Here is a 21,982-nt window from a genome sequence, read left to right as displayed (position 1 = left end):
GTCGCAACGAAACACATGATTACTGCATTGGACAAGCACCATGCGCACAACCCGTGGAGGACAAAGATTGAATAGAGGGTGAGGGAAATGCTGGCGGCGGCGCCCCCGAGCGAGAGCGCGATGCCCGCACCTCTGAGCCGCGGGTATGCGGCGGGCCCACTTAGGCTACGCGCGAGGGCGATAAAAGCCAGAACTACGTAGCAGGCGATCCCAAAGTACGAAAGAGGTATCCCGCCTGGACGAGCGACCGGCGAATCCAGCACGCGGGCACAGTCGAACTTCGATCCGCATGGCAGCTCGATTTGCCCCGAACTAAATAGACCGAGGACCCCGCCTACATAGACGCCGCAGAAAGCAAGTACCATCGTCGCCCGATTTTGATCGGGCGACGTCAAGTTGCTCCCTGTCATTCTGGATATTTTACGGAGCAGCGTCGTGCCTACGCCGGATCAACTGGATCGACAGGGCATGGCGCGGCGCACTCTCCGGAAGCGCAGACAGTACCATCAGCGCATCCTCCACACTCGTCGGTGGTCGTCGCGGAAGCCAATGTGGGCGCCACGGCCGCAGCGATTCCAAGCAAAACCATAAAACAAACGGCGAATCTTTTCATGTGAACTCTTTAGGCATTACGCCACGAATCAGTCTACAACGACTTTTACAATAATTTTCCTAAAATCTTCGTATGTGTGTTATTCTTCAGAGAAAGATTGCGGCGTTGGCTGCATATGACGAAAACGATGTTTAGCACATTGACCCACAAACAGAGTGAGGACACTGGGCCAGCCGGGCAGACCGGTCAATTCAAACGCGCGGCTCTTCGCCGTGTCCCGGTTCTGCTTCTGTTGACGGGCCTCGCTGTTCTTTGCTGGGGTGGTTCAAAGCAATTGCCGATCGCTTTCCTCGGGGTCAATCCGGGGGATCTTGGGGTCGTCAATAAGCCGTCCGAGGTCAAGGTAAGGATTTGGAATCCACACCTTCGGCCGGTCGATGTCGTCACGCCGCCCGTGCTAGGTGGCTGCACGGCCGACTCTAACACGCTAAGAAAAGTAGCGCCGCTCACTTCGATCGAAGTGGCTTTTCCCGTTCACTTCACCAATCAAAACCCCGGCCACCACATCGGCACGGTCCACGTTCGCGTGAGCGATGGAGCCGACCAGATTACGTTTGTCAAGGAAATCCCGTATCAGATCCAATGAGGTTCTATAAATGAAGAATGTCGCACCTATGGCACTTATGTTGATGGGCATCTCGCTCATCCTTAGCCCGACTTTGCTGCTTGCATCGCCCAACACGGCCGCCACTTGCGCGTACCCGAACGGTTGCGCGAGCCACACGACTCAATCCGGTGGATGCTCCATCGCACCCAGCCCTTGCAACGGTCAAGACTGCACGATGTACACCTGGGATGCTGCCAAGTGCGATTCACTGCTTCCGTGGTGGTGCGCGGTAAAGCCAAGAAACACTACGGTCACAGTGCGGACCGGTACGTGCACACTGTCCAGTTTCGGCTGCGGATGTTCGGGCACCGATTCGACGGTGACGATGGTCAAGTCGCGCTGCTAATCGGATGATCTCCAAGCCGTTTTCAATCGCTCGAGGCCCGATAACGATCGTCGTCGGCCTCGGGCTGCTTGGCAGTTCCTCCCTTTCGGCAGCTCAATCGTACGTCTATAGGACGACTTTGACAGTACTGCCAAAGCCGGATTATAACGTCGACAAAGCGGTCGAGGCGCTCATGAAGTCGGTCTCGGAACAGGACCCGATGAATCCCGAAGAAGCGGCCGAGAATCGAAAGCTGCTTCGTCCCCAGTTTCAGCGCCAAAAGGACGGTTTCACCACGACCGGCAGGACCGTGCTCTCCGTCGGCAAGTGGGGCCGATACGTCGAAACGATAGCGCCCAGTCTTTCGACGGGAAAATCCCAAACGGTTGCCTATTTGGTCAAAGACGATCAAACCTTTTCAAAGCCCCTTACTCAGGATGAGGCCGGCCACGTGGCAAAGGGAGACATGGGAAATGGCCTGAACAACCCGGCGGACGCAATCTTTCTAGGAGGGATACCAATCCCTGGCAAACAGATAAGCTCCAAGATCGTCGACGGGGAGTTACATCAGTACCAGGATATCTCGGTAAAAGCAGGATCTCCCATCTGGATCGACTTACGCCTGGACCAGGCAGGTCACTACCTCCTCGGCGGAAACCTTTATATGCAGAGCGGTGGTGGCGACCATCGCGTGCTTATGGCCACGTACGTGGTGAAGGATGCAGACAAGCAGGGCCGGCCGGAAAGAGTAGAGGTTCTGCGCTACATGGGTAAGCGTCCTAAACAGCGCGAGCTTTACGAACTCGAAAAGGTCGATCAGAGCAAAGACTGGTCGTACCATGACGTTCTCGCGAACGGAGTCAAAATAGTGGACTCGCGACTTGGATCGGATACTAAGTACCAGGTGTACTACCGCCTGCAAGATAACCTACCGTCCATGGTCGACCTAGAGAAGCTTCAAAAAGCGCAAGTTACGGGCGGGGGGAGAGGCAACCAGAACTGGGGGACCTATGCAGTCGTGGGCGCCGGATTACTGCTCGTCGGTTCGGGCCTTGCGCTGCAAATCCGTCGACGGCGTCCCCACAAATCCACCTAGTTCTTGGATCGACTGGCTTTACCGCGACGTTGATGTCGCGGTAAAGCCAATCGCCGCCGGTTAGTCCTGAAAATCTATATACTCCGGCAGCCATCGAACTTACGAGGAAAGCTTTTTGGGGGTAAGGGGCGGATCAGGGGAGCTCAAGGCGACGCGCGTTCGTTATTGGATCGTCGCGGTTCTGTTCGTTCTGACTACCGTCAATTACGCGGACCGCGCGACGATGTCCATCGCGGGGACCGCGGTCCAGAAGAGCCTGGGTTTCAACTCGGTAACCCTCGGATATATCTTCTCCGCTTTTGGTTGGGCGTACGTTCTGGGTCAAGTTCCCGGTGGATTGCTGCTCGACAAGTTCGGCTCCAAGAAAGTTTATCTCTGGTCGATCCTCACCTGGTCCGTTGTGACCTCAGCCCAAGGGTTAGCTTCTTGGCTGGCTCCGACCTCCGCGGTCGTGGCTTTATTCATACTCCGCTTTCTGCTCGGGATTGCGGAGTCACCGTCGTTTCCGGCCAACGCACGCATTGTGGCGGCTTGGTTTCCCCATAGCGAGCGCGGTACGGCAAGCGCAATCTTTAATTCGGCCCAGTACGCCGCCCTCATTTTCTTTACTCCTTTCATGGGATGGCTGACCCAAGCTTACGGATGGCGATATGTATTCTTCGTAATGGGTGGGATCGGCCTTGTCGCCGCGATGGGGTTCTCCGCGATCGTTCATGCGCCGCACTCCCATCCGAAGATCAACGAATCTGAGTTCGAATATATCCGCGAGAATGGCGCACTCGTCGATCTCGACCGAGAGGATCGAACCATCAAAGTCCCATTTTCCTGGCGGGTCGTCGGGCAGCTGCTGACGAACCGGATGTTGGTTGGCATCTACGTAGGGCAGTACTGCATTACGGCGCTCACTTACTTCTTTGCCACCTGGTTTCCGGTTTATTTGGTGAAGGCGCGGCACATGACGATCATCCAAGCCGGGTTCGGCGCGGCCACGCCGGCGATATGCGGCGTGATCGGCGGCATCCTGGGTGGGGTCATCTCCGATCGGCTCATTAAGAGCGGAAAAAGCCTCACGTTCGCTCGCAAGGCCCCGCTCGTTGTGGGTGCGCTGCTTTCAACGGCGGTTGTGCTCTGCAACCTCACGCAGGATCACGCTCTCGTCATCGGATTCATGGCCGTCGGGTTCTTCGGCAAAGGGCTTGCCGCGCTCGGCTGGGCGATCATCTCCGACGCGGCCCCTCGCGAAGTGACGGGGCTGTCGGGCGGAATCTTCAATGCCATCGGCAACATCGCCGGAATCACGACTCCAATCGTTATCGGTTACATCGTCGAACGCACCGGCTCCTTCGACCTCGCCCTAACGTTCGTCGCCGCCCACTCCATTGTTGCGATGCTCAGCTACCTCCTCATCGTCGGCCCGATTCGTCGCTTCCAGTTACGCTGAACCACCTACCGTTCGGTTTCGGGTCTGGCAGCCTCGCGGCTAAAAGACGATACTGTACGAGGACGACGGAGAATGGACTCAATGAGAAAGGCAGCTACCTACGCAATCGGGATCGTGCTCGGAGCATCGGCGATGTTGGCGGTGTCGCAAGTTCAGCGAGGGCCGGTGAGGCCGAATCCGGACTCGCAGTACCGGCTGGGTCCCGATTCGATGGCGCAGGAAGGGGTTCCGAAGGGGGAGATTCGGGGGCCGTTCGTGATTCCCAGCCAGGTCTATCCGGGAACCCAGCACACCTATTGGGTGTACGTGCCGGCCCAGTACGATCCAAAGGTTCCCGCCTCCCTTATGGTTTTTCAGGACGGACAGGCTTTCAAAGACGAGAACGGAGAGGTCCGAGCTCAGAATGTGATGGACAACCTTATCTATCGCCGGGAAATACCGGTGATGATCGGCGTGTTCATCAATCCCGGCCGTACGCCGGAGCAGACCGAGCCCTCGCCCAAAGCCGGTTGGGGAGATGGCTTTACAAACCGTGGAGTGGAATACAACACGCCGAACGACAAGTACGCGCGCGTCATTACCGAGGAGCTAATGCCAGCCTTGGACAAGGAATACAACATCTCCAAAGATCCTGAGCAGCGTGGGATCGGCGGCTCCAGCTCGGGCGCGATCGCCGCTTTCATGGTCGCTTGGGAGCGGCCGAACGCATTCCGAAAGGTGCTCAGCAATGTCGGCAGCTTCACGAACATCCATGGCGGCGACGTGTACACCGAGCGAGTCTTGAAGAGCCGGAAGAAGCCGATCAGGATATTCCTGTGCGACGGCCGGAACGACAATCGGGGAATCCGAAACGGCGTTTACGACGAGCGATGGGACTGGTTCCTGCAGAACGTGCGGCTGATGAAGGCGCTTACCAAGAAGGGATACGACGTGAACTATTCCTGGGGGATGAACAACCACGGCCAAAGGTTTGGCGGCGCGATCATGCCCGACATGATGCGCTGGCTCTGGCGCGACGGGCCGGTATCCACCGATCCAAACGACGCCGTCGAGCGGGGATTCCGCCAGCCGGTCGTTAGGTAGGAGCGCCGCTCACCAAGACTTCAATAATTTGCCTTCTTGCACCCATAAAGGAACCCTGAGGCACTTGATGCTTCATTTCAATCTCAAAGCTGAAGGGTGACTCAGGGGAAGATCCCAAGAGCCGGTCAAGTGTGGAGCCAGTATATGGTATTTCGTCGGAAAGCGGCACGTTCATGGAGCTCACATAGCCAAGTTCCTTTCCGGCACCAACAAACTTTTCATTTAGAGCGGAATTCGGACCAACGGCCGTAGAACGACCAAAGTTAATGGCCAACGTAATTCCGCTTCCACCCGCTCCTCGCGAGGCATGTATAGTGCACGTCTGAAACTTCATGGGAAAGTCGCTTTCGAGATCTTCGAGAAGCGAAACAATCGAATGCGTCGTAAGGCGTATCCCTCTCAAAGATCTACCTCGGTTCCGCCATCGTGCGATTCCCTCTACGTTCGAGTTCAACTTGACGTCCACGACGGTACATGCTAAATGAGAGCCAATCAGACGGAGGTTTTTCTTACTAGAATCTTTAGCTGCTCCCTTAAGTGCGGAAATAATTTGCGGCAATGCGTTCGGGCCTAGACGCTTTAATTCGCTTTCTGCACGCACTCGAGTTCCCGGAGTTGGGCTTAGCAAGATAAGCCTAATCAATCTTGCCGCATTGGTCGATATCGAAGAGTCAACATGTTGGGTCGGCACGGGCAGTATCGAAAATCCGCGAGATGCTCGCCAAGTATTCAGGATGACCACTCTCTGCCGATTGCGATCGAAATCAAGACTATTAAGATCAAATCGATAACGGCTGGGAGCCAGAAAAGCGAGACCAGCAGCGGCAGCTTCCCCGACGCTGACATTGGGATAAAGCTTTCCTCGATAGGCTAGCCCGTCTTCGATAGGTCGACGATCGCAGAGTTGGCCAGCCAGAAAGGTCTCTTCCTCCTTTCGCAGGAGCGCAGTGGTGGCAACGGCGGCAGGCTGCATCATAATGAAACGATCCTGCCCATTTCCCGTCATTCTTGCTACAAGCGAGTCCACGGTAAAGGGAATTTCGGAAGACTTGACCTCCGCTCGAATAGAGGCAATTGCCTCGGGCCTGTGGCTAGCGATAAGGCAGTCAATAACGTCTTGCCGATTGACTTCGGATCGTCCGGCGGGCGCCGCATTTCTAAGTACGGCGACCAGATAATTTATCGCAGAGTCTCCGGAGTATGCGCCGACTACTTGAGCTGCGATGAAACGAACCGACAGTGAAGGGTCCTCCGTCGCCAGTCTACGAGCAAGTGGCTCGGCTCTCGGGTCGTTAACGCGTGCTAGCAATGCAACAAGGCGCGCTCTGCCTTCAGAACTACCCTCATGTGTTACTGCAAACCTGACTGGTTCGAAAGACTGACCTGGGAATTTATCTACAAGCGCTTCCGCCTCGGCGATGTAATTAACACCCATGGCCCGTATGTCGTCCACAAATACTTTCGCTAAACCAAGCTTCTTTACTGAGTTGAGCCATGACATAGCCCGCATTTTCGCTCTCGAAGCCGACCAGTCAGTCAAGTTCCCTCGGCCCAGGTTAGCCTCGAAAGACCTAAATGCGATCCTATTTAATACCTGTAAAGCAACGTCCCGAACTCGCAAAGTTTCCTCTGGAAGCGTTGAACGCAGCGAATGTGCCGTCGACCGAGATAAGTAACAATTATCTAGGCACCGAATAAGAGCTGGAACGGCAGGTATCCCGATCTTTGCTAGTTGGGCCGCAGGACTCTTTTCGCCTCGAAGGTCTGCAAATACCTCACAGTATCCCGGTTGCATTCTCTCAAATCCTCGTTGGTTTTTGAGGTCGTAAACGAGGTCGTCAATGTCCGGTGAATTGCGATGCCTTCCAACACCTCGCGACCTGCGCTGGTCTTCAATGACCATCTGGTCGAGCAAAGAAGAGTATTCCTTCGTTAATCCGAAGTATTCCGTGCCTGCGCAGTGCTTGGCTAAGACGCGCAAACGATTGCGTATTTCGAGCCAGGAAGTATCTGGGGCTTCAATATCTCGGATAACGGAATACGTTAGTCTGCCAGCAATTTGATTCTTGAGAGACCCATAAACTGCCTTGTTATAGCCATCTGGAAGTGCCTTTAGGCTTCGTGAATAGAGGGCACGCGATAAGTGCTCTTCGCCAACAAAGCTACATGCGCGAGACAGTATGAACAGAGAAATCGGATTGTCTAGATGGTTGAGGAGTTCGTTTGTTTCATGACTGAGGCCCTTCCGATCTCCGAATATCCTTTTGGCCCAGGGCACGAGTCGAAGTTCCTTGGTGCTCCAAAATCCGTCAAAAAATGGCTCCCTGGGAGGAAAGTAAACGCGCTCCGCTTCGAGAGAGATCAAGGACACGTGTCCCAAAGACCGCGACAGTTGAAAGCCGAATGAATGGGTGAGTCCATACTTCTTTTTGCCGTCCGCCCACTTCCACGAGTCCACTTTCACAAGGGGCGTTTTCAGAAGACTGGAATAACCCAGGGTGTCGAACCATGCGTACATCCTCGCCCTGGAATCTTCTGCCAACGCGAACGGTGTCAATCCCAGGAGGACCATACAGATCGTAGTCTTCAGGTGGCGAAGAAAAGGTGATCTCACACGAGCATCATATAGCTAATTTTCAAGTCAGTCTATGGCACGCCTACTCTCACCAATCACGCCGGTCCTCCTGGGCAGCCATTTTGCTCCACGTCCAGACTTTTCAGGAAGCACAGTTAACCGTCGACTCAAATTGCCTTCTGCCGGAGCGCAACCCGTTCGACCCCTTGAATAGTTACCGTGCCAATCAAAAAGGATTGTTAAATCTATTTTTCGTCGGGCTTCCAAGGCTGATGGGAAGTTAGCGCGAGCTTCCAGTTGCCGTCGCGGTGGACATAGACGGAACTGACGGTTGCCCGGTATGGCTCCTTGGCGTCGCCTTGATACCCTTCGCCATGATAGGCGACGGATACACAGTCGTCGGTTAGCTCTTGGACATGGACATCTTTCATCGAGACCTTCGTCCATGGCTTCGATTTTGCCGACATCTCCACGGCTTGCGCCTTTTCCACGAAGCCCATGGGCTCGATGACATTGAGAGCGTCATCAGTCATGTTTTCCCGGAAGTACTTCGAGTCGTCGCTCTTCTCCCAAAAGCCGCGTTCAAGCGCCAAGATCGCATCTTTGTTTGATTTCATTCTAGATGGGACCCCTGGCATCGACGTGACGGTTCCGACTTGATAGCACTCCTACCGAGAGGGGGATAGCTGGCTTTGGAACGAGTGACGGCCCGACCCAACCTCAAAGAGCATTGCGTTTCCTTCCCGCCGAAGGAGCTTCGCTCCGTCGGGCGCCGATCCGGAGCCGGGCAGGTACACAGTGGCCGATGTATTCGGAGGGATCTCGATGTCGAGGTGGAACTGGGCTCCGTTTCGCTGCCAGGACGAACGGATCAAGCCGTACGGGCCGTGCTCCGTGGCCTTGGCCCAGGTGAGGTCGCTCACCGGCTGCGGCCGGATGAGGACGTGCTTGAATGCTGGGGTTGCCGGGTCGAGGCCGATTCCGGCGATCCACTGGTAGAACCAGTTGCTGACATCGCCGAACATGATGTGGTTCAACGAAGACTCGCCTTTCCAATCCTCCCACAGCGTGGTCGCTCCTTGGCCGATCCACCAGCCCCAGCCGGGCTGCTCTTTGCGCGCGACCAGCATGTAGGCGAGGTCGCTACGTCCGCCTTCGGACAACACTCGCAAGAGGTACTTGGCCCCGAGAATTCCGGTGTCGATGTGCCCCTGGGTCTTCACGTTACGAACGAGAGCGTCGAACGCCGCTTGCTTCTTATCTCCCTCCGCCAGACCGAAGTAGATCGCCATCGAAAGCGCGGTTTGGCTGCTCTTTTCGAGCGCGTCGGGGGCCAAGTAGTGCTTGTCGAACGCCCGCTTCGTTTGCTCGGCGAGATCGGCGTACTTTCGAGTGTCCCGGTCATTCCCTTGCATCCGCGCGGCATCGGCGACGATTCGCGCGTCGACGTAGAGGAATACGGTCGAAGTGAGCTGGCTCGGGGTCTCAGTGGACCAAGGCAGCCAGTCGCCGAGACTATCGAACGGGACGACGCCGTCTTGGGTCTGGGCGCTCAGGTAGTCGACGTAGCGGCGCAGATGCTCGTAGTGACGAGTGAAGATCCGGGTGTCGCCGCAATATCGATAAAGGTCGTTCGCGATGATCGGATAAGCGCTGTCCCAAGCCGGGTGAGTGGCTCCGTGGCCCCAACCACCGGACGGGACGATGAGACTTTGGGCGCCGCTGCTCGACTGATCGTCGGCCAAGTCGTCGAGCCACTTCGTGTAGAACGACGCGGATTTGAAGTTCATCAGTCCGGCCTCGGCGGCCAGGTGGGCGTCGCCGGTCCATCCGTTCTTTTCCCGTTGGGGGCAGTCGGTCGGAATGCTCTGGGCGTTGCTCAGATACGCGTAGCGGGTGGCGTGCTGAATCTTGTTCAGCAGGTCGTTCGAGCACTCGAATTCGCCCGCGCTTTCGAAATCGGTGCTGGCGAGACGGGCTTGGAAGCTGTCCAGCCTCGGCTTGCCGGGAAAACCGGTGACCTCCATGTAACGGAAACCGCTGTAGGAGAAACGTTGCTCCCACTCTTCCCGACCTTCTCCCTTACAAATGTAGGTGTCGGTTTGGAACGGCTGAGGGGGCGTCGCCTTCGTCATGAAGGTCTCGATCTGATCGCGTTCGATGGCGCCGTTCTCTTTGATCCGCTCGCTGTAGCGCATCGTGATCTTGGTTCCGGCCGCGCCTTTCACGCGGATTCGGGCGTGGCCGGCGATGTTCTGCCCGAAGTCGACGACGTACACGCCCGGCGCCGGTTCGAGAATTCGCTTCGCCTTAATTGTTTCCACGATCGCGACCGGAGGGCACGGTCGCGCCGCGAGCGCTCCTTTCGGAGCCGGCATCACCGCCGCGGCCGACCAGGCGGCGTCTGAGAATCCGGCTGAGTCCCAGTCCGGCATCTCCTGGCGGGCGTCGTAGACCTCGCCGGTGTAGATCCCGTCGAACAAGATCGGGCCGGTGGAGGTTTTCCAAGAAGGATCGCTCACCACGGTTTCGGAACTCCCGTCGGCGTAGTCGATGTAAAGCGCAAGGCGAAGGCGAGGGCGGCCACGCCACGGCGCGTTCTCGAAGCGCCAAGTGGCGAGATCGTGAACGTCGTACCAGCCGGTTCCGAGGATGGCTCCTACCGCGTTCGCGCCCGGCTTGATGGCGCTTGTAACGTCGTGGGCGACGTAAAGCACTCGCTTATCGAAGTTCGTGTAGCCCGGGTCGCGCTCGGTGGTTCCGCCCACCTTTTTTCCATTCAAATGGAGCTCCGCATAGCCGAGGCCGCTCGCATAAAGAGTCGCCCGCTTCACCTTCCCTTTGGCAACGAACTCCTTGCGCAAGAACGGAGCCGGCGGCTGGCCCTTCCCCGCAGGTGCGCCCCCGATCCATTTGCTTGCGGCCCAGTCCGATTCGGCCGAGAGGCCCATCTCCCAGATCTGCGGCTTGCTCCAAGCAGAAGGCTCGCCCGCCCCGTCCCACACTCGGACCTTCCAGAAACATCGCTGCCGGGAGCTCAGCGCCTTTCCCGAGTACGGGATCTGGATGCTGGCGCTCGAGGCGACTCGACCCGAATCCCAAAGGTCGGCCTGTGATCGGCCGAGCTTCCGAGCGTCGGAGGCCACCAGGATTTGGTAGGCGGTTTGCTTCCATCCGCGCCCTTCGTATTCGGTCACCCAGCTTAGGCGCGGGGCTGGCGACTCGATGGAGATCGGATTCTTTAGGTACTCGCAACGCAGATCCGTGACCGTAGGGCCGGATGCCGAAGCCGTCAGAAGGACGGCGGCGGGAAGAAAGGTCATGGGAGCGACTGTACCGCGCGCCCCTTCTCAGGAACCATGCCCTTTTTGTCCGACACTACGAATCGCCCCCGGCGGGCGACGAACTTGCGAGAATAACCCGTCGCTTTATGACGTTATCTTCGGAAATAGTGCGCCGTCCAATCGATTCTTCTTTCCGTATACCTTCGCCAATTTAGCGGAAATTGTGGAAATAGAAGCTATAATAGACGATGAGGACCTAGGCCCAGATCACGTGGGAATCACTCGTTCGGATTTTCCATGGTATCTGAAATCTCCCCCCCGCGCACCCTCAACAAGGCAAAGACCGGAATTCCGGGTTTCGACGACGTAGCCGGAGGCGGGTTGCCCGAGGGCCGACCCACGCTGGTCTGCGGATACGCCGGATGCGGTAAGACGCTTTTCGCTATGGAGTTCCTCGTCAGGGGCGCTACCGAGTTCAACGAACCTGGCGTGTTCATCGCGTTCGAAGAATCGGAGTCCGATCTCGTCGAGAACGTCGCCTCTATCGGATTTGATCTTGTAGAGCTGATGAAAGCGGATCTCATTCGGCTCGATCAAATCTTGGTTCCTCGATCGGAGATGAACGAGTCGGGAGAGTACGATCTCGAAGCCCTATTTATCCGCATCGGTTACGCCATCGACTCGATTGGCGCCAAGCGGGTCGTCCTCGACACGCTAGAAACATTATTCGTAGGGTTTGCAAGCGAAGCCATCCTTCGATGCGAACTGCAACGGCTCTTCCGTTGGCTAAAGGATCGCGGAATCACCGCCATCATTACCGCCGAAAGGGCCGAAGGATCGCTCACCCGGCAGGGTATCGAGGAGTACGTCTCGGATTGCGTCATCCTCCTCGACCACCGAGTGATCGACCAAGTCAGCACCCGGCGCCTGAGGATCGTTAAATACCGCGGTTCGGTCCATGGCACCAACGAGTATCCGTTCCTGATCGATGAGGACGGCATTATGGTGATGCCGCTCAGCTCCACCTGCCTCGACTACGAAACATCCGCGGACCGGATCTCGACCGGGGTCCCGGCGCTCGACGACATGATGAGCGGACTGGGCGTCTTCCGCGGCAGCAGCGTCCTGGTTTCTGGAACCACTGGAAGTGGCAAGAGCTCGCTAGCCGCCCACTTTGCCTTTTCGAATTCCGCCATCGAGAAATGCGTGTACTTCGCTTTTGAAGAATCACCCGCTCAGATCGTACGCAACATGCGATCGATCGGCCTTGATCTGGCGCCCCGCATCGAGAGCGGCCGGCTAGAGATTGTTTCCGCCCGCCCAAGCCACTACGGGCTCGAGATGCACTTAGCCACGATGCTTAAGAAGATCGAAACATTCTCGCCCCAAAGCATCGTGTTGGATCCGCTGACGTCGTTCGTCAGCGCCGGCTCCGAGTCCGATGCGCAGGCAATGCTCATCCGCCTCGTGGACTACCTAAAGGGACGGGGAATTACCTCGTACTTCACCGGCCTTACGAAAAACGCCAGCGCGACGGAGGCAGCCGAACTGACGATGTCGAGCTTGATGGACACTTGGATGCTCGTCCAGCAGATCGAAGCCGACGGTGAGCGCAACCGCCTACTTTACGTCTTGAAATCGCGCGGCATGGCGCACTCGAACCAGGTTCGCGAATTCCTCATCACGAGCGCCGGAATCCAGCTTAGGGAGGTCTATCTCGGCCCCCAGGGCGTCCTTACGGGAACCGCACGAATCGAATTGGAGAGGCGCGAGGCCACCGAAGCCGCGATCCACGCGGAAGAGTCGGCCAGGGAGCAAACGCTGGCGGAAGGAAGACGGAAGGTCATCGAGGCGCAAATAGCCTCGCTTACCGCCGAGCTTGTGGCCGGAAATCTTGAGAGCGAGCGTCGGGGCAAGGGGCTGGAACGCTCGAAGGCCCGAGATGCCGAGGCGCGGGCGTTGAGAGCCCGTAGCCGCGGCTACGAACTGAACGGAGATCTTTAATGACCGATGAAACTGTAGCGCCGACGCCCGCCGATGAGCCTGGTGAAGAAGTCATGTACATTTTGAAGCTGTTCGTAACCGGGACGACTCCGCGCTCTTTGAAGGCGATCGCCAATCTGCGCGCGATCTGCCAGGAGCACCTCCTCGGAAGATATGAGCTGCAGGTCGTGGACTTGTATCAGCAGCCGGAACTCGCGAGAGAGAACAAGCTGGTGGCCGCGCCGACCTTGATCAAATCTCTGCCCAACCCGATTCGACGGGTCATCGGCGACATGTCGGACACCGCCGAAGTGCTTGCCGGCTTGGATATCTCCCTACGTGAACGCCATGTCTCTCGAACCGATGCTTGAGTCGCTGGAAGAACGGCTTAAGGCCGAGAACGCCGAACTGAGAATCCGCTTGGGTGAAGCGGAGCAAGCGATCAACGCCATTCGGTTAGGTGCCGTCGACGCCCTGGTAACGGGCGGACCGGGCGAGCAGCAGGTGTACACCCTCATAGGAGCAGAAACACCCTATCGCTCGTTCGTCGAGCACATGCAGGAGGGCGCCGTCGCGATGACGATGGACGGAACCATCTTGTACTGTAACCGGCGGTTCGCCGAAATCGTCGGGTGGCCGTTAGAACGGGTCGTGGGACGCACCTTCCAGAGTCTTGGGACCAGCGAATCAGCGGTATCCGCGTTACTGGCTCAGGCCGAGTGGGGCGCCAGCCGGGGTGAGCTCAGGCTGTCTAAATTGGGAAGCGCCGGGGTACCCGTCTTCGCCGCCGTTCAGCGGCTCACCGGAGAAGGCGCGGACCTGTGCATGGTTGTCACGGAGCTGACGGAAATCGTCGCCGCCCGGCTACTCGTGGGAGAGCTTGAGATCCGCGTCGACGAACGGACGGCTGCCCTCGTCGCCACGAATCTCGAGCTCCAAGGGTTCACCTACTCCGTATCGCACGATATGCGAACCCCGCTCAGGGCGATCGTCGGCAACGCCAACATGGTTTTCGAAGACGAGGGGAGTAATCTTTCCGAAAACGGCCGCCGCCAGCTTCAGAGCCTCGCGACCGCGGCGGTAAAGATGGCGCAGTTGGTCGACGATCTCCTTCAGTTTGCCCGGCTGGGCGGCAGTGCGCTAGTAATCGAACGGATCAACCTATCTCAGCTCATAGAGAAGGTCTCACGAGACGTTCAGCCTCTCCATTCCGAATGTGAGCTGGAACTTACGGTGGCCCCCGACCTGTGGGTCGACGGCGATGCGCGTTTCCTCGGAATGGCGTTGCAGAACCTGCTAGATAATGCTTGCAAGTATCGGAAAGCCGGCATGCCGGCTCGAGTCGAAGTTGGGAAGGAGGAGTGCGGAGGAAAGCCGGTCTTCTTTATTCGCGACGAAGGGATCGGCTTCGACATGCAATACGTTCCTAAGCTGTTCGTACCGTTCGAACGGCTGCACCGCGACTCCGACTACCCTGGAACGGGCATCGGCCTCGCGAACGTCAAGCGCGCGATCGAGCGCCACGGGGGAATCATTTGGGCCGAGGGAGAACTTGGAGTCGGCTCCAAGTTCTCGTTCACTCTCCCGGATGCGAACCTCGGTGTCCACGCCGGCTAGCGGATCGTCGAACCGGAGATCAGGCCAGCGCGTCCAGGTTTGCGCAGACGGCCTTCCATAGGACCGGCGACAGACGGCCCCGCCCCGGGGCAACGCCCGTTCGCCCGGCCAGAATCCAGGCCAGGTATTCATTTGCATAGCGCCGCTTGACGGCATCGCGTAGCGACTTTACGTAGTTTTTGGCGTCGGAGCTGTCCCGCTGAGGTGTTTTTGTTTCCATAGTTTTTTCCTTGGTAGTGGTTGAAGATCGGATCACGTTCCGATGACGGCGAAAACCTTGATCACGAAGAACTCTCCGTCCGGTCCCGTCGCCCGGCCCAGGCGAAGAAACGTGGCCCGCATGAGGTCGTAACTCTCTTGGTCGGGCATCGATATCTCGAAGGCCCGGTCGGTATAGGTCGCGAGTAGTTGGCTCGCGATATCGGTGGCTTCTTGTTCGGACATTTCTCCTCGGGCCAGCAACGCGGGCCGTTTTTTGAGCCACGAATTTGGGGCCGGTGCCAGCAAGCATGCTGGCGGCGGTTCAACTCGGCAAGAGCTACGGGTGGGTTTACGGCTGGGCTGCGACGGGGGAATCTGGAGTCCGATGCACGGTCAGCCAGTATCGAACGATCAACCCAATGTTGTCAGCGTAAACGGCGGGGTCGGACGCCTTCTGAACGCAACTATTCGCTCCACCGGATAGGCACTCTTTCACGTCCTTTTCCGATTGCAGGTCGCTGAGAATGACGATCGGAATCAGTTTCGTCTTCTCCTGCTTTCGAAGGGCGCGGAGGATTTCGAGGCCGTTCTGCCCAGGCAAGTGAAAGTCGAGCACGATGAGATCGGGGGTTGGCCCCTCACGCTCTAGCAGCAGGCTAAGGGCCTCCCCTCCGGGCTCGAGCAAGTTCACGTCGCAGGGCACGCCCGAGGCAGCGATCCCCCTCACGGACAGAAATACGTCATCCGGGCTGTCTTCAACTAAGAGGAGAGATCGCCGTAAACCATTCATATTCATCCCAGCGGAAGTCGACACGAAGGAGCTACCGAATGTGAGGCTCACTTGATAGTGAGTAGAGGCGGCTAATCCGATAGCGCTTGGGGAGCGGCTCTCACAGCTCTACTGTACCTTGAATTGTAGATCGGAACGCCACTTAATTAATTTAGCCCGGCACCAGACTGACGATCGACTCAAAATCAATCGAGAGTGATTGGATCGCAATGCTTCAAGAAGACTACTTCTTCTTATCTTTCTTGATTTCGTTCCCCGGACGGACGGCGTCCCGACTTGCGGCATTCTTAAGTTGCTTGGCTTTCTGAGCATCCGCGTTACCGGACGAATTCTTCTTTGGTTTCTTGTCACCCATTAGTTTTCACCTTGCTTCATTCTAGATCATAAACCGTGCCGACCGTCCTAAATACCGAACTTGAACGCCCGCATTGACAAACGAGGTATCTGACGATCCATGTCCTATTAACTGCCGCCGAATTGAACGGTGCGACATCTCCGCGGTCCCGGTGGCAGCAAGCAGGACGGGGGGCGTCGGGGAGGGGAGGCGACGTACCCTCTTCGCGCACGCCAAAGTGACGATCTCCAAGCCTCGGCCTTTCAGGTCGCCAGGCTGGGGGCAACACCGTTTAGATAGGGTTGAACGATAGGCTTTTTACTCGGGCGGGCCGCCCGAGATACCCACGGGCGAGCCGCCCGTGCCACGTTAACTAAACGGTATTAAGGCTGGGGGAGGCGTCATTCCGCGGCTACGAACGGCCATGGGCGTGGTACCCGTATGTCGTCGACAAGTGGCCCAGGGGTCCTCTTGCCCTTCGGGCGAAGGTTCGGCTGGAAGTTCGGGCCAAAATGGCCAAGTCGCTGCCGTAACGATGGCGCGGTTTCCGAAACTAAAACCGGAGAATCCACGTCGAAAACTTGAGGGCGGTTCGCCGGGGGGCCTTCGGCTTGTCCCGAGGACTTGAATGGGCTGGACGTAGCAGCAGACCTTTCGACGCACTCTAGGGAGTAGCTCTGCCATCTGTACCTAATAAATCCGGGCACGGGCTTTCACCTTGCGAACTCGTTCCCGATGGAAAACCGCCCTTGAAAAGAAGCACCCAAGTCAGCCCCCATGACCTCCATTTGGAGCAGAATCGCCATCCAAGGACGGGTGAGGACGGTAAAACTAAGAAGCGCATGTTCGGGGCTTGCGAGCACTTCGTTCAGTTTTACGAAGACGACGCCGTTCTCGGCCGCTCCGTTGGCTCTTTCATCGGCTCGGCGCTCGGCGCCGGCAGCGCAGGAATCGTTATTGCCACCGCCGAACACCGGGCGGTCATCGAACACGAACTTTCCTCCTACGGAATCGATGTTTCCCTCGTGAAGGGCCGGAATCAGTACGTCCCCCTCGACGCGGAGGAAACGCTTTCGAAGTTCATCCGCGATGGTTGGCCAGACGCCGAGATGTTCCAGGCAGTGCTTGGACCTCTCATGGACAAAGCCTGCGCCGGTGGGCGACAGCTCCATGCCTTCGGCGAAATGGTGGCGATCTTGCTCGCCCAGGGAAACGGCAAGGCCGCTCTTCGGCTGGAAGAACTGTGGAACGATCTCGGCAAGCGATACGAATTCTCGCTTTTTTGCGGCTATCCGATTAATGGATTTTACGAGTCGTCGTCCATCGACTTGTTCGAACATATCTGCAAAGAACACTCGCGCGTTATTCCGGCGGAGAGCTATGGATCGGCCAACCGTACCGCAGACGAGCAGGTCAGGGCGATCGCCGTAATGCAGCAAAAGGCGGCGGCGCTCGAGAACGAGATCGCCGAGCGGCGGCGAGCGGAAGAAGGGCTCCACGAACTCTCCCGCACCCGGCAAATATTACAAGAGGTCGCTAGCGCGCTCGTCTCGGAGCAGGAGCTGGTAAAGGTCGTTCAGCTTGTCACCGATGCCGGATGTGAGGTTTCGGGGGCGGCCTTCGGCGCATTCTTTTACATTGTTCGAGATGGCCAGGGCGAGTCTTATAAGCTGTACACCTTGTCAGGTGCGCCACCAGAGGAATTTTCCGACTTCCCGATGCCGCGGAACACCGCGATCTTTGCTCCCACGTTTAGCGGCAAAGCGATTGTCCGCCTTGGGGACGTTACGCAAGACCCGCGGTTCGGCCAGAACGCGCCGTACTACGGAACGCCGCCCGGGCACCTTCCGGTGAAGAGCTACCTTGCCGCGCCTGTGATCTCAAAGTCGGGTGAGGTGTTCGGCGCTCTGCTCTTTGGCGACCCCCGGCCGAACGTATTTACCCAGGTCTCCGAAGAGATGGTCGTCGCCCTTGCCGCTCAAGCCGCGACCGCCATCGATAACGCCAACCTCCAAACGTCGCTGCAGCGGGAATTGGCGGCGGTCAAGCGGGCCGAAGTTCAGAGTCGGCACCTCGCCTCGATTGTGGAATCTTCGGACGACGCAATTATCAGCAAAACCCTCGACGGCATTATCACCTCATGGAACGCGGGCGCCGAGCGGATGTTCGGCTATACGGAGGAGGAGGTGGTTGGCCAACCGATTACGATCCTCTTTCCGGAAGGGCATATCGACGAGGAGGCCACCATCATCGGCCAGATTCGCAGGGGACTGCGTGTCGACCATTACGAAACGAAACGACGTGACAAGGCCGGCAACCTCGTCGATATCTCACTGTCGGTGTCGCCGATCAAGAACGACGCCGGAGAGGTCATCGGCGCTTCGAAGATCGCGCGCGATATCACTCAGCGAAAGCGTGACGAAGAGGCCCTGAAGAGGGCCGCAATCGAGCTGGCGAAGTCTCGCGACGAGCTTGAAGAGCACGTACAGGAGCGAACCGCCTCGCTCCGGGAAGCGGTCGCCCAAATGGAAGAGTTTTCGTATACGGTTTCGCACGACCTCCGCGCTCCGTTGAGAGCGATGAACGTCCATTGTCGCGCCTTAATGGAGGATTATCGCGACCTGTTGGAGCGTGAGCCGGACGCGCTCCACAGCGTGGACCGGATCGCCGAGAATTGCACCAGGCTCGACAAGATGATCCAGGACATCTTGACCTACGGCCGGGTCGCCCGAGACGAGCTGACGATCGAAGTGATACCGCTCGACAAGCTCGTGCACGACACGATCTATCATTATCCGGCCCTACAGCCTCCGAATGCCGAGGTCATCGTCGAGCCGCTGGGAGAAGTCATCGGGCACGAGCCGTCGCTGGTTCAGATCATTTCGAACCTGCTGAATAACGCCATCAAATTCGTCGCCCCCGGGAATAAACCGGTGGTTCGAGTAAGGACGGAGCGACACGGCGACAAAATACGTCTATGGATCGAAGATAACGGCATCGGCATCGATCCTCAATATCACCACCGCTTGTTCACGATGTTCGAAAGGATTCACGCCAAACTCCCTTACGAAGGGACCGGCATCGGCCTGGCGATCGTCCGGAAAGCGGCCGAGCGGATGGGGGGCGCGGTCGGGTTGGAGTCGGACGGACATTCGGGGAGCCGGTTTTGGGTCGACCTTCAAGCGGCAGGGGGAGCTCGATGACGCGAAAAACGATCTTACTGGTTGAAGATAACGAGGACGACGTCTTCGCGCTTCGCAGGTCTTTGAAGAAGGCGCAGGTCGCGAACCCAGTTCAGGTGGCCGAGGACGGTCAGAAGGCGCTCGACTATCTGGCCGGCGTCGGACCGTACGCCGACCGGGAGCAATATCCGCTCCCCCGGCTCGTATTGCTGGACCTGAAGCTGCCTTACCGAAACGGGATGGAAGTCTTGGCCTGGATCCGGCAGCAACGGAGCTTGGACGCGCTGCCGGTCGTTATCTTATCCGGCTCGGATGAAGCCCGGGACCACAAGAACGCGGCCGCTCTCGGTATCCACGATTACCTGGTGAAGCCGCCGTCGCCGGATCGGATTCTCCAGGTAATCGAGTCGTTGGGAATTTACCAAAGCGTCGGCGCGGGATAGCGAGGCCTAGGGGGTGCCGACTTTTCCGGAACCCTTGTTCTTTTCCTTGAGCTCCTTCATCTTCTCGTTTCGGAGCTTCATGAACTCACGCAGTTGATCCTTCGTGAGGGTCTGCTTGAGGAATTCGTGGTTCGCTTTCCGCAGTTCCTTCATCTTGGCCTTCTGCTCGTCCGTGGGAGCTCCCTTGGAACCTTTGCGGATCTCCTTGATTTTGTTCTTGAGCTCTTCGGCGTGCGCCTTCAGCTTCGCCTTCTGGTCGGCGGTGAGGTGCAGCTTGGCAAGGATCTCCTCGGTGATCTTTTCTCTCTGCCCGTGTCCCGCATGATTACCGGAAGAACTTGACGGCGCGCCGCCCACGGGACCGGCGGACTGGGCCATCGCACCCGTCGCTAAGCCAAGGGCCGCCGCCAAACAAACGATCAGAAAACTTTTTTTCATGCTCCATCTCCTGCCGCCCAATCGGCCGGCCACGTCCGCTATAACGCCGTCGGCGGCCGGTTTGTTCACCCGCGGGCTTTTCGACAGGCCAGTGAACCGAGGAGTCGGGAGAGCGTCCCAACTGGAATGTGGCCCAGTAACTTTACGGGCCCTTGGAGAAAGAGAGATGACAAGAATTAAGAGCCTGTTGTTGACGCTCGTCGCCGTTGCCGCGATCGTTCCGGCGGTAGCCGACGCACAAAGCATCAACCACCGAGAGCGCCACCAGTGGCATCGAATCCATCAGGGAGTCCGTTCGGGAGGCCTCACTTGGCATGAGCGAAACCGGCTTGCTCGCGAGGAAGCCCGGGTTCGCCGAAGCGAATGGAGAGATCGCCGTGACGGCCACCGGTACACCCTCGGTGAGCGGCGGCACACCCAACGTGAGTTGAACAAGGTGAGCCGGGATATCTGGCGGCTGAAGCACAACGGGCGACATCGCGGCTAGAGCCGCAAGTCCACCGCTCCGCTAAGCGGAGCGGTGGACTTAGTTCAAGTTCAGCCAGGTCTCCGCGATTTTGCGGACCTTATCCATGAACGCCTCCGGCGCGAGAGGCTTTACGATGCAAGCATCGGCCCCGTATCCAAGCGCCACCTCGGAGAAGTCGTCTCCCGAAGCCCCGATCAGAAGGACTATCGGAACCTTGCCCATCGGGTCGGACATTCGGAGCGCCTTCAGCATCTCTAAGCCGGACGCCCCGGGCAAACGGGAGTCGAGCAGCACCAGGTCGAAGAACTCATCGAGAGGATTCCATGCCTCGCTTAGCTTCACCGCCTCGCGGCCGTCGTCTAAGTGCATCGTTTCGATCTCGACCGGCAAGCGGCTGAACACCCGCTCGATCAGCAATACGTCGTCGGGATAATCCTCGACGATCAAAACCCTCTTGACTTCCGCGGTTGACTCCACTTCTCCGTGTGACTGCATTTCTGGCTTCCGGCTTCCATTTTGCCCTCAACGTTTTATTCCTCCCCCAATCGGGGAGGAATCTCCGCTTAAGAGCCTAGTGACCACCCAGCCCGAGGAAAGCCTTTCGGGGCTTTCGGCGGGTTAGCGTTCGATCGGCGCGCCGACGAGATTGCCCCACTCGGTCCAAGAGCCGTCGTAGTTCCGAACGCTCGGATACCCCAGCAAGTAATGCAGCGCGAACCAGGTGTGGCTCGACCGCTCGCCTATGCGGCAGTAGACGATGACGTCGTCTTGCGGATTTAAACCAGACATCTCTTCGTACAAGCTGCGAAGCTTGTCGGCCGGCAGAAACTCGCCCGTCTCCGGATCGACCGCCTTTGCCCACGGCACATTCTTTGCGCCCGGGATGTGCCCACCGCGGAGGGCTCCCTCGTTCGGATAAGCCTCCATGTGAAGGCGAGTTCCGTTGTACTCTTCCGGCGAGCGAACATCGATCATCTTCCCCTGGCTATGCAGGTGCTGCAGCACCTGGTCGCGGAAGGCGCGAAATTCCTTATCGTCACGCTCCGGCGACCGGTATTCGGTCGCTGGATAGCTCGGGACCTCCTTCGTGAGTGGCCGCCCTTCCTTCTGCCACTTTAGCCGCCCACCGTCCATGATCCGGCAGTTGGTGTGACCGAAAAGGTGAAAGACCCAGAGCGCGTAGGTCGCCCACCAGTTGCTTTTGTCGCCGTAGAAAACGATCGTCGTGTCTCTGGTGATCCCAATCCGCGAAGCGAGCGCTTCGAACCGGTCCCGCTGAAGATAATCGCGGCACAGGGGATCGTTCAGATCTCGGGTCCAGTCGACCTCGACCGCCCCCGGAATATGTCCGCTCGCGTAAAGCAGTGGGTCTTCGTTGCTCTCCACGATCCGAACATCCGGATCGTCCAAATGCTGCGCAACCCAACTCGTGCTGACCAACGCATCCGCCACGACATATCCACGGCTTCCAATATCGCTCATGTCTGGATGATACTGCGTG

Annotated in this window: 20 protein-coding genes and 1 pseudogene; 10 read left to right on the top strand and 11 right to left on the bottom strand. The window is 57.9% G+C overall.

The genetic code is table 11. The annotated features are described in order from the left end of the window. Window positions 1-2: 2 nt before the first annotated feature. Window positions 3-365: pseudogene (locus OP10G_RS27890) on the bottom strand (vitamin K epoxide reductase family protein); the annotation flags it as partial. A 375-nt stretch (window positions 366-740) separates the two neighbouring features. Here OP10G_RS27890 and OP10G_RS12545 point away from each other — a divergent pair. The 4 genes from OP10G_RS12545 to OP10G_RS12530 all read left to right on the top strand — a co-directional run bounded on the left by OP10G_RS12545 (window position 741) and on the right by OP10G_RS12530 (window position 5,165). Beyond that, window positions 741-1,199 (top strand): hypothetical protein, encoded by a 459-nt coding sequence (locus tag OP10G_RS12545; RefSeq protein WP_038473053.1) that lies wholly within the window; start codon window positions 741-743, stop codon window positions 1,197-1,199. Window positions 1,200-1,684: 485 nt separating this feature from the next. Next, complete coding sequence (locus OP10G_RS12540; protein ID WP_144241132.1) at window positions 1,685-2,641, top strand: hypothetical protein; 957 nt, start codon at window positions 1,685-1,687, stop codon at window positions 2,639-2,641. A 115-nt stretch (window positions 2,642-2,756) separates the two neighbouring features. Then, a complete protein-coding gene (locus OP10G_RS12535; RefSeq protein ID WP_038475173.1) occupies window positions 2,757-4,082 on the top strand; it encodes an MFS transporter in 1,326 nt (441 codons plus the stop codon). A gap of 81 nt (window positions 4,083-4,163) precedes the next feature. Continuing rightward, window positions 4,164-5,165 carry an alpha/beta hydrolase gene (locus OP10G_RS12530; protein ID WP_038475171.1) on the top strand — a complete coding sequence of 334 codons (1,002 nt, stop codon included), beginning with the start codon at window positions 4,164-4,166 and terminating at the stop codon, window positions 5,163-5,165. Here the strand turns inward: OP10G_RS12530 and OP10G_RS26315 are convergent. The 3 genes from OP10G_RS26315 to OP10G_RS12515 form a co-directional block, all read right to left on the bottom strand. Then, on the bottom strand, window positions 5,158-6,666 hold the full coding sequence (locus tag OP10G_RS26315; RefSeq protein ID WP_144241131.1) for a HEAT repeat domain-containing protein: 1,509 nt from the start codon (window positions 6,664-6,666) through the stop codon (window positions 5,158-5,160). The genes OP10G_RS12530 and OP10G_RS26315 overlap by 8 nt on opposite strands. Before the next feature lie 1,319 nt (window positions 6,667-7,985). Beyond that, window positions 7,986-8,357 carry a nuclear transport factor 2 family protein gene (locus tag OP10G_RS12520; RefSeq protein ID WP_025225542.1) on the bottom strand — a complete coding sequence of 124 codons (372 nt, stop codon included), beginning with the start codon at window positions 8,355-8,357 and terminating at the stop codon, window positions 7,986-7,988. Between the two features lie 51 nt (window positions 8,358-8,408). Next, entirely contained in the window at window positions 8,409-11,063 is a 2,655-nt protein-coding gene (locus OP10G_RS12515; protein WP_025225543.1) for a family 78 glycoside hydrolase catalytic domain, read from the bottom strand. A gap of 258 nt (window positions 11,064-11,321) precedes the next feature. Between OP10G_RS12515 and kaiC the strand changes: the two genes are divergently transcribed. From kaiC to OP10G_RS24575, 3 genes are read left to right on the top strand one after another with little or no spacing between them, the layout of a single operon-like run. Next, window positions 11,322-13,028, top strand: coding sequence for a circadian clock protein KaiC (gene kaiC, locus OP10G_RS12510; protein ID WP_025225544.1), 1,707 nt, complete (start codon window positions 11,322-11,324; stop codon window positions 13,026-13,028). Continuing rightward, on the top strand, window positions 13,028-13,378 hold the full coding sequence (locus OP10G_RS12505; protein WP_025225545.1) for a circadian clock KaiB family protein: 351 nt from the start codon (window positions 13,028-13,030) through the stop codon (window positions 13,376-13,378). The genes kaiC and OP10G_RS12505 overlap by 1 nt, the downstream gene beginning before the upstream one ends. Continuing rightward, on the top strand, window positions 13,356-14,624 hold the full coding sequence (locus OP10G_RS24575; protein ID WP_084179187.1) for a sensor histidine kinase: 1,269 nt from the start codon (window positions 13,356-13,358) through the stop codon (window positions 14,622-14,624). The genes OP10G_RS12505 and OP10G_RS24575 overlap by 23 nt, the downstream gene beginning before the upstream one ends. A 19-nt stretch (window positions 14,625-14,643) precedes the next feature. On the opposite strand, the gene OP10G_RS12495 is transcribed toward OP10G_RS24575, so the two are convergent. The 4 genes from OP10G_RS12495 to OP10G_RS27640 all read right to left on the bottom strand — a co-directional run bounded on the left by OP10G_RS12495 (window position 14,644) and on the right by OP10G_RS27640 (window position 15,970). After that, window positions 14,644-14,844: a hypothetical protein gene (locus tag OP10G_RS12495; RefSeq protein WP_025225547.1), complete on the bottom strand. Its 201-nt coding sequence runs from the start codon at window positions 14,842-14,844 to the stop codon at window positions 14,644-14,646. Window positions 14,845-14,876: 32 nt separating this feature from the next. Next, window positions 14,877-15,068 (bottom strand): hypothetical protein, encoded by a 192-nt coding sequence (locus tag OP10G_RS12490; protein ID WP_025225548.1) that lies wholly within the window; start codon window positions 15,066-15,068, stop codon window positions 14,877-14,879. 106 nt (window positions 15,069-15,174) lie between these two features. Next, on the bottom strand, window positions 15,175-15,615 hold the full coding sequence (locus OP10G_RS12485; protein ID WP_227625133.1) for a response regulator: 441 nt from the start codon (window positions 15,613-15,615) through the stop codon (window positions 15,175-15,177). Window positions 15,616-15,838: 223 nt separating this feature from the next. Next, window positions 15,839-15,970: a hypothetical protein gene (locus OP10G_RS27640; RefSeq protein ID WP_265101621.1), complete on the bottom strand. Its 132-nt coding sequence runs from the start codon at window positions 15,968-15,970 to the stop codon at window positions 15,839-15,841. 821 nt (window positions 15,971-16,791) lie between these two features. Between OP10G_RS27640 and OP10G_RS12480 the strand changes: the two genes are divergently transcribed. Both OP10G_RS12480 and OP10G_RS12475 read left to right on the top strand, forming a co-directional pair. Next, window positions 16,792-19,152, top strand: coding sequence for a PAS domain S-box protein (locus tag OP10G_RS12480; protein ID WP_025225550.1), 2,361 nt, complete (start codon window positions 16,792-16,794; stop codon window positions 19,150-19,152). Next, window positions 19,149-19,574: a response regulator gene (locus OP10G_RS12475; RefSeq protein ID WP_025225551.1), complete on the top strand. Its 426-nt coding sequence runs from the start codon at window positions 19,149-19,151 to the stop codon at window positions 19,572-19,574. The genes OP10G_RS12480 and OP10G_RS12475 overlap by 4 nt, the downstream gene beginning before the upstream one ends. Before the next feature lie 6 nt (window positions 19,575-19,580). Here the strand turns inward: OP10G_RS12475 and OP10G_RS12470 are convergent, their stop codons facing one another. Next, entirely contained in the window at window positions 19,581-20,012 is a 432-nt protein-coding gene (locus OP10G_RS12470; protein WP_144241129.1) for a hypothetical protein, read from the bottom strand. A gap of 166 nt (window positions 20,013-20,178) precedes the next feature. Here OP10G_RS12470 and OP10G_RS26310 point away from each other — a divergent pair, with 166 nt between their 5' ends. Next, window positions 20,179-20,499, top strand: a complete 321-nt coding sequence (locus tag OP10G_RS26310) for a hypothetical protein (protein WP_144241128.1) — start codon at window positions 20,179-20,181, stop codon at window positions 20,497-20,499. A 39-nt stretch (window positions 20,500-20,538) separates the two neighbouring features. On the opposite strand, the gene OP10G_RS12460 is transcribed toward OP10G_RS26310, so the two are convergent. Beyond that, window positions 20,539-20,976, bottom strand: coding sequence for a response regulator (locus OP10G_RS12460; RefSeq protein WP_025225554.1), 438 nt, complete (start codon window positions 20,974-20,976; stop codon window positions 20,539-20,541). A 123-nt stretch (window positions 20,977-21,099) separates the two neighbouring features. Next, window positions 21,100-21,963 carry a sulfurtransferase gene (locus tag OP10G_RS12455; protein WP_025225555.1) on the bottom strand — a complete coding sequence of 288 codons (864 nt, stop codon included), beginning with the start codon at window positions 21,961-21,963 and terminating at the stop codon, window positions 21,100-21,102. Between the last annotated feature and the right edge of the window lie 19 nt (window positions 21,964-21,982).

Origin of the sequence: Fimbriimonas ginsengisoli Gsoil 348, from assembly GCF_000724625.1 — a bacterium.
GTDB lineage: Bacteria > Armatimonadota > Fimbriimonadia > Fimbriimonadales > Fimbriimonadaceae > Fimbriimonas > Fimbriimonas ginsengisoli.
Note: the sequence above shows the minus strand (reverse complement) of the source record. Positions and strands in the feature narration are given on the sequence as shown.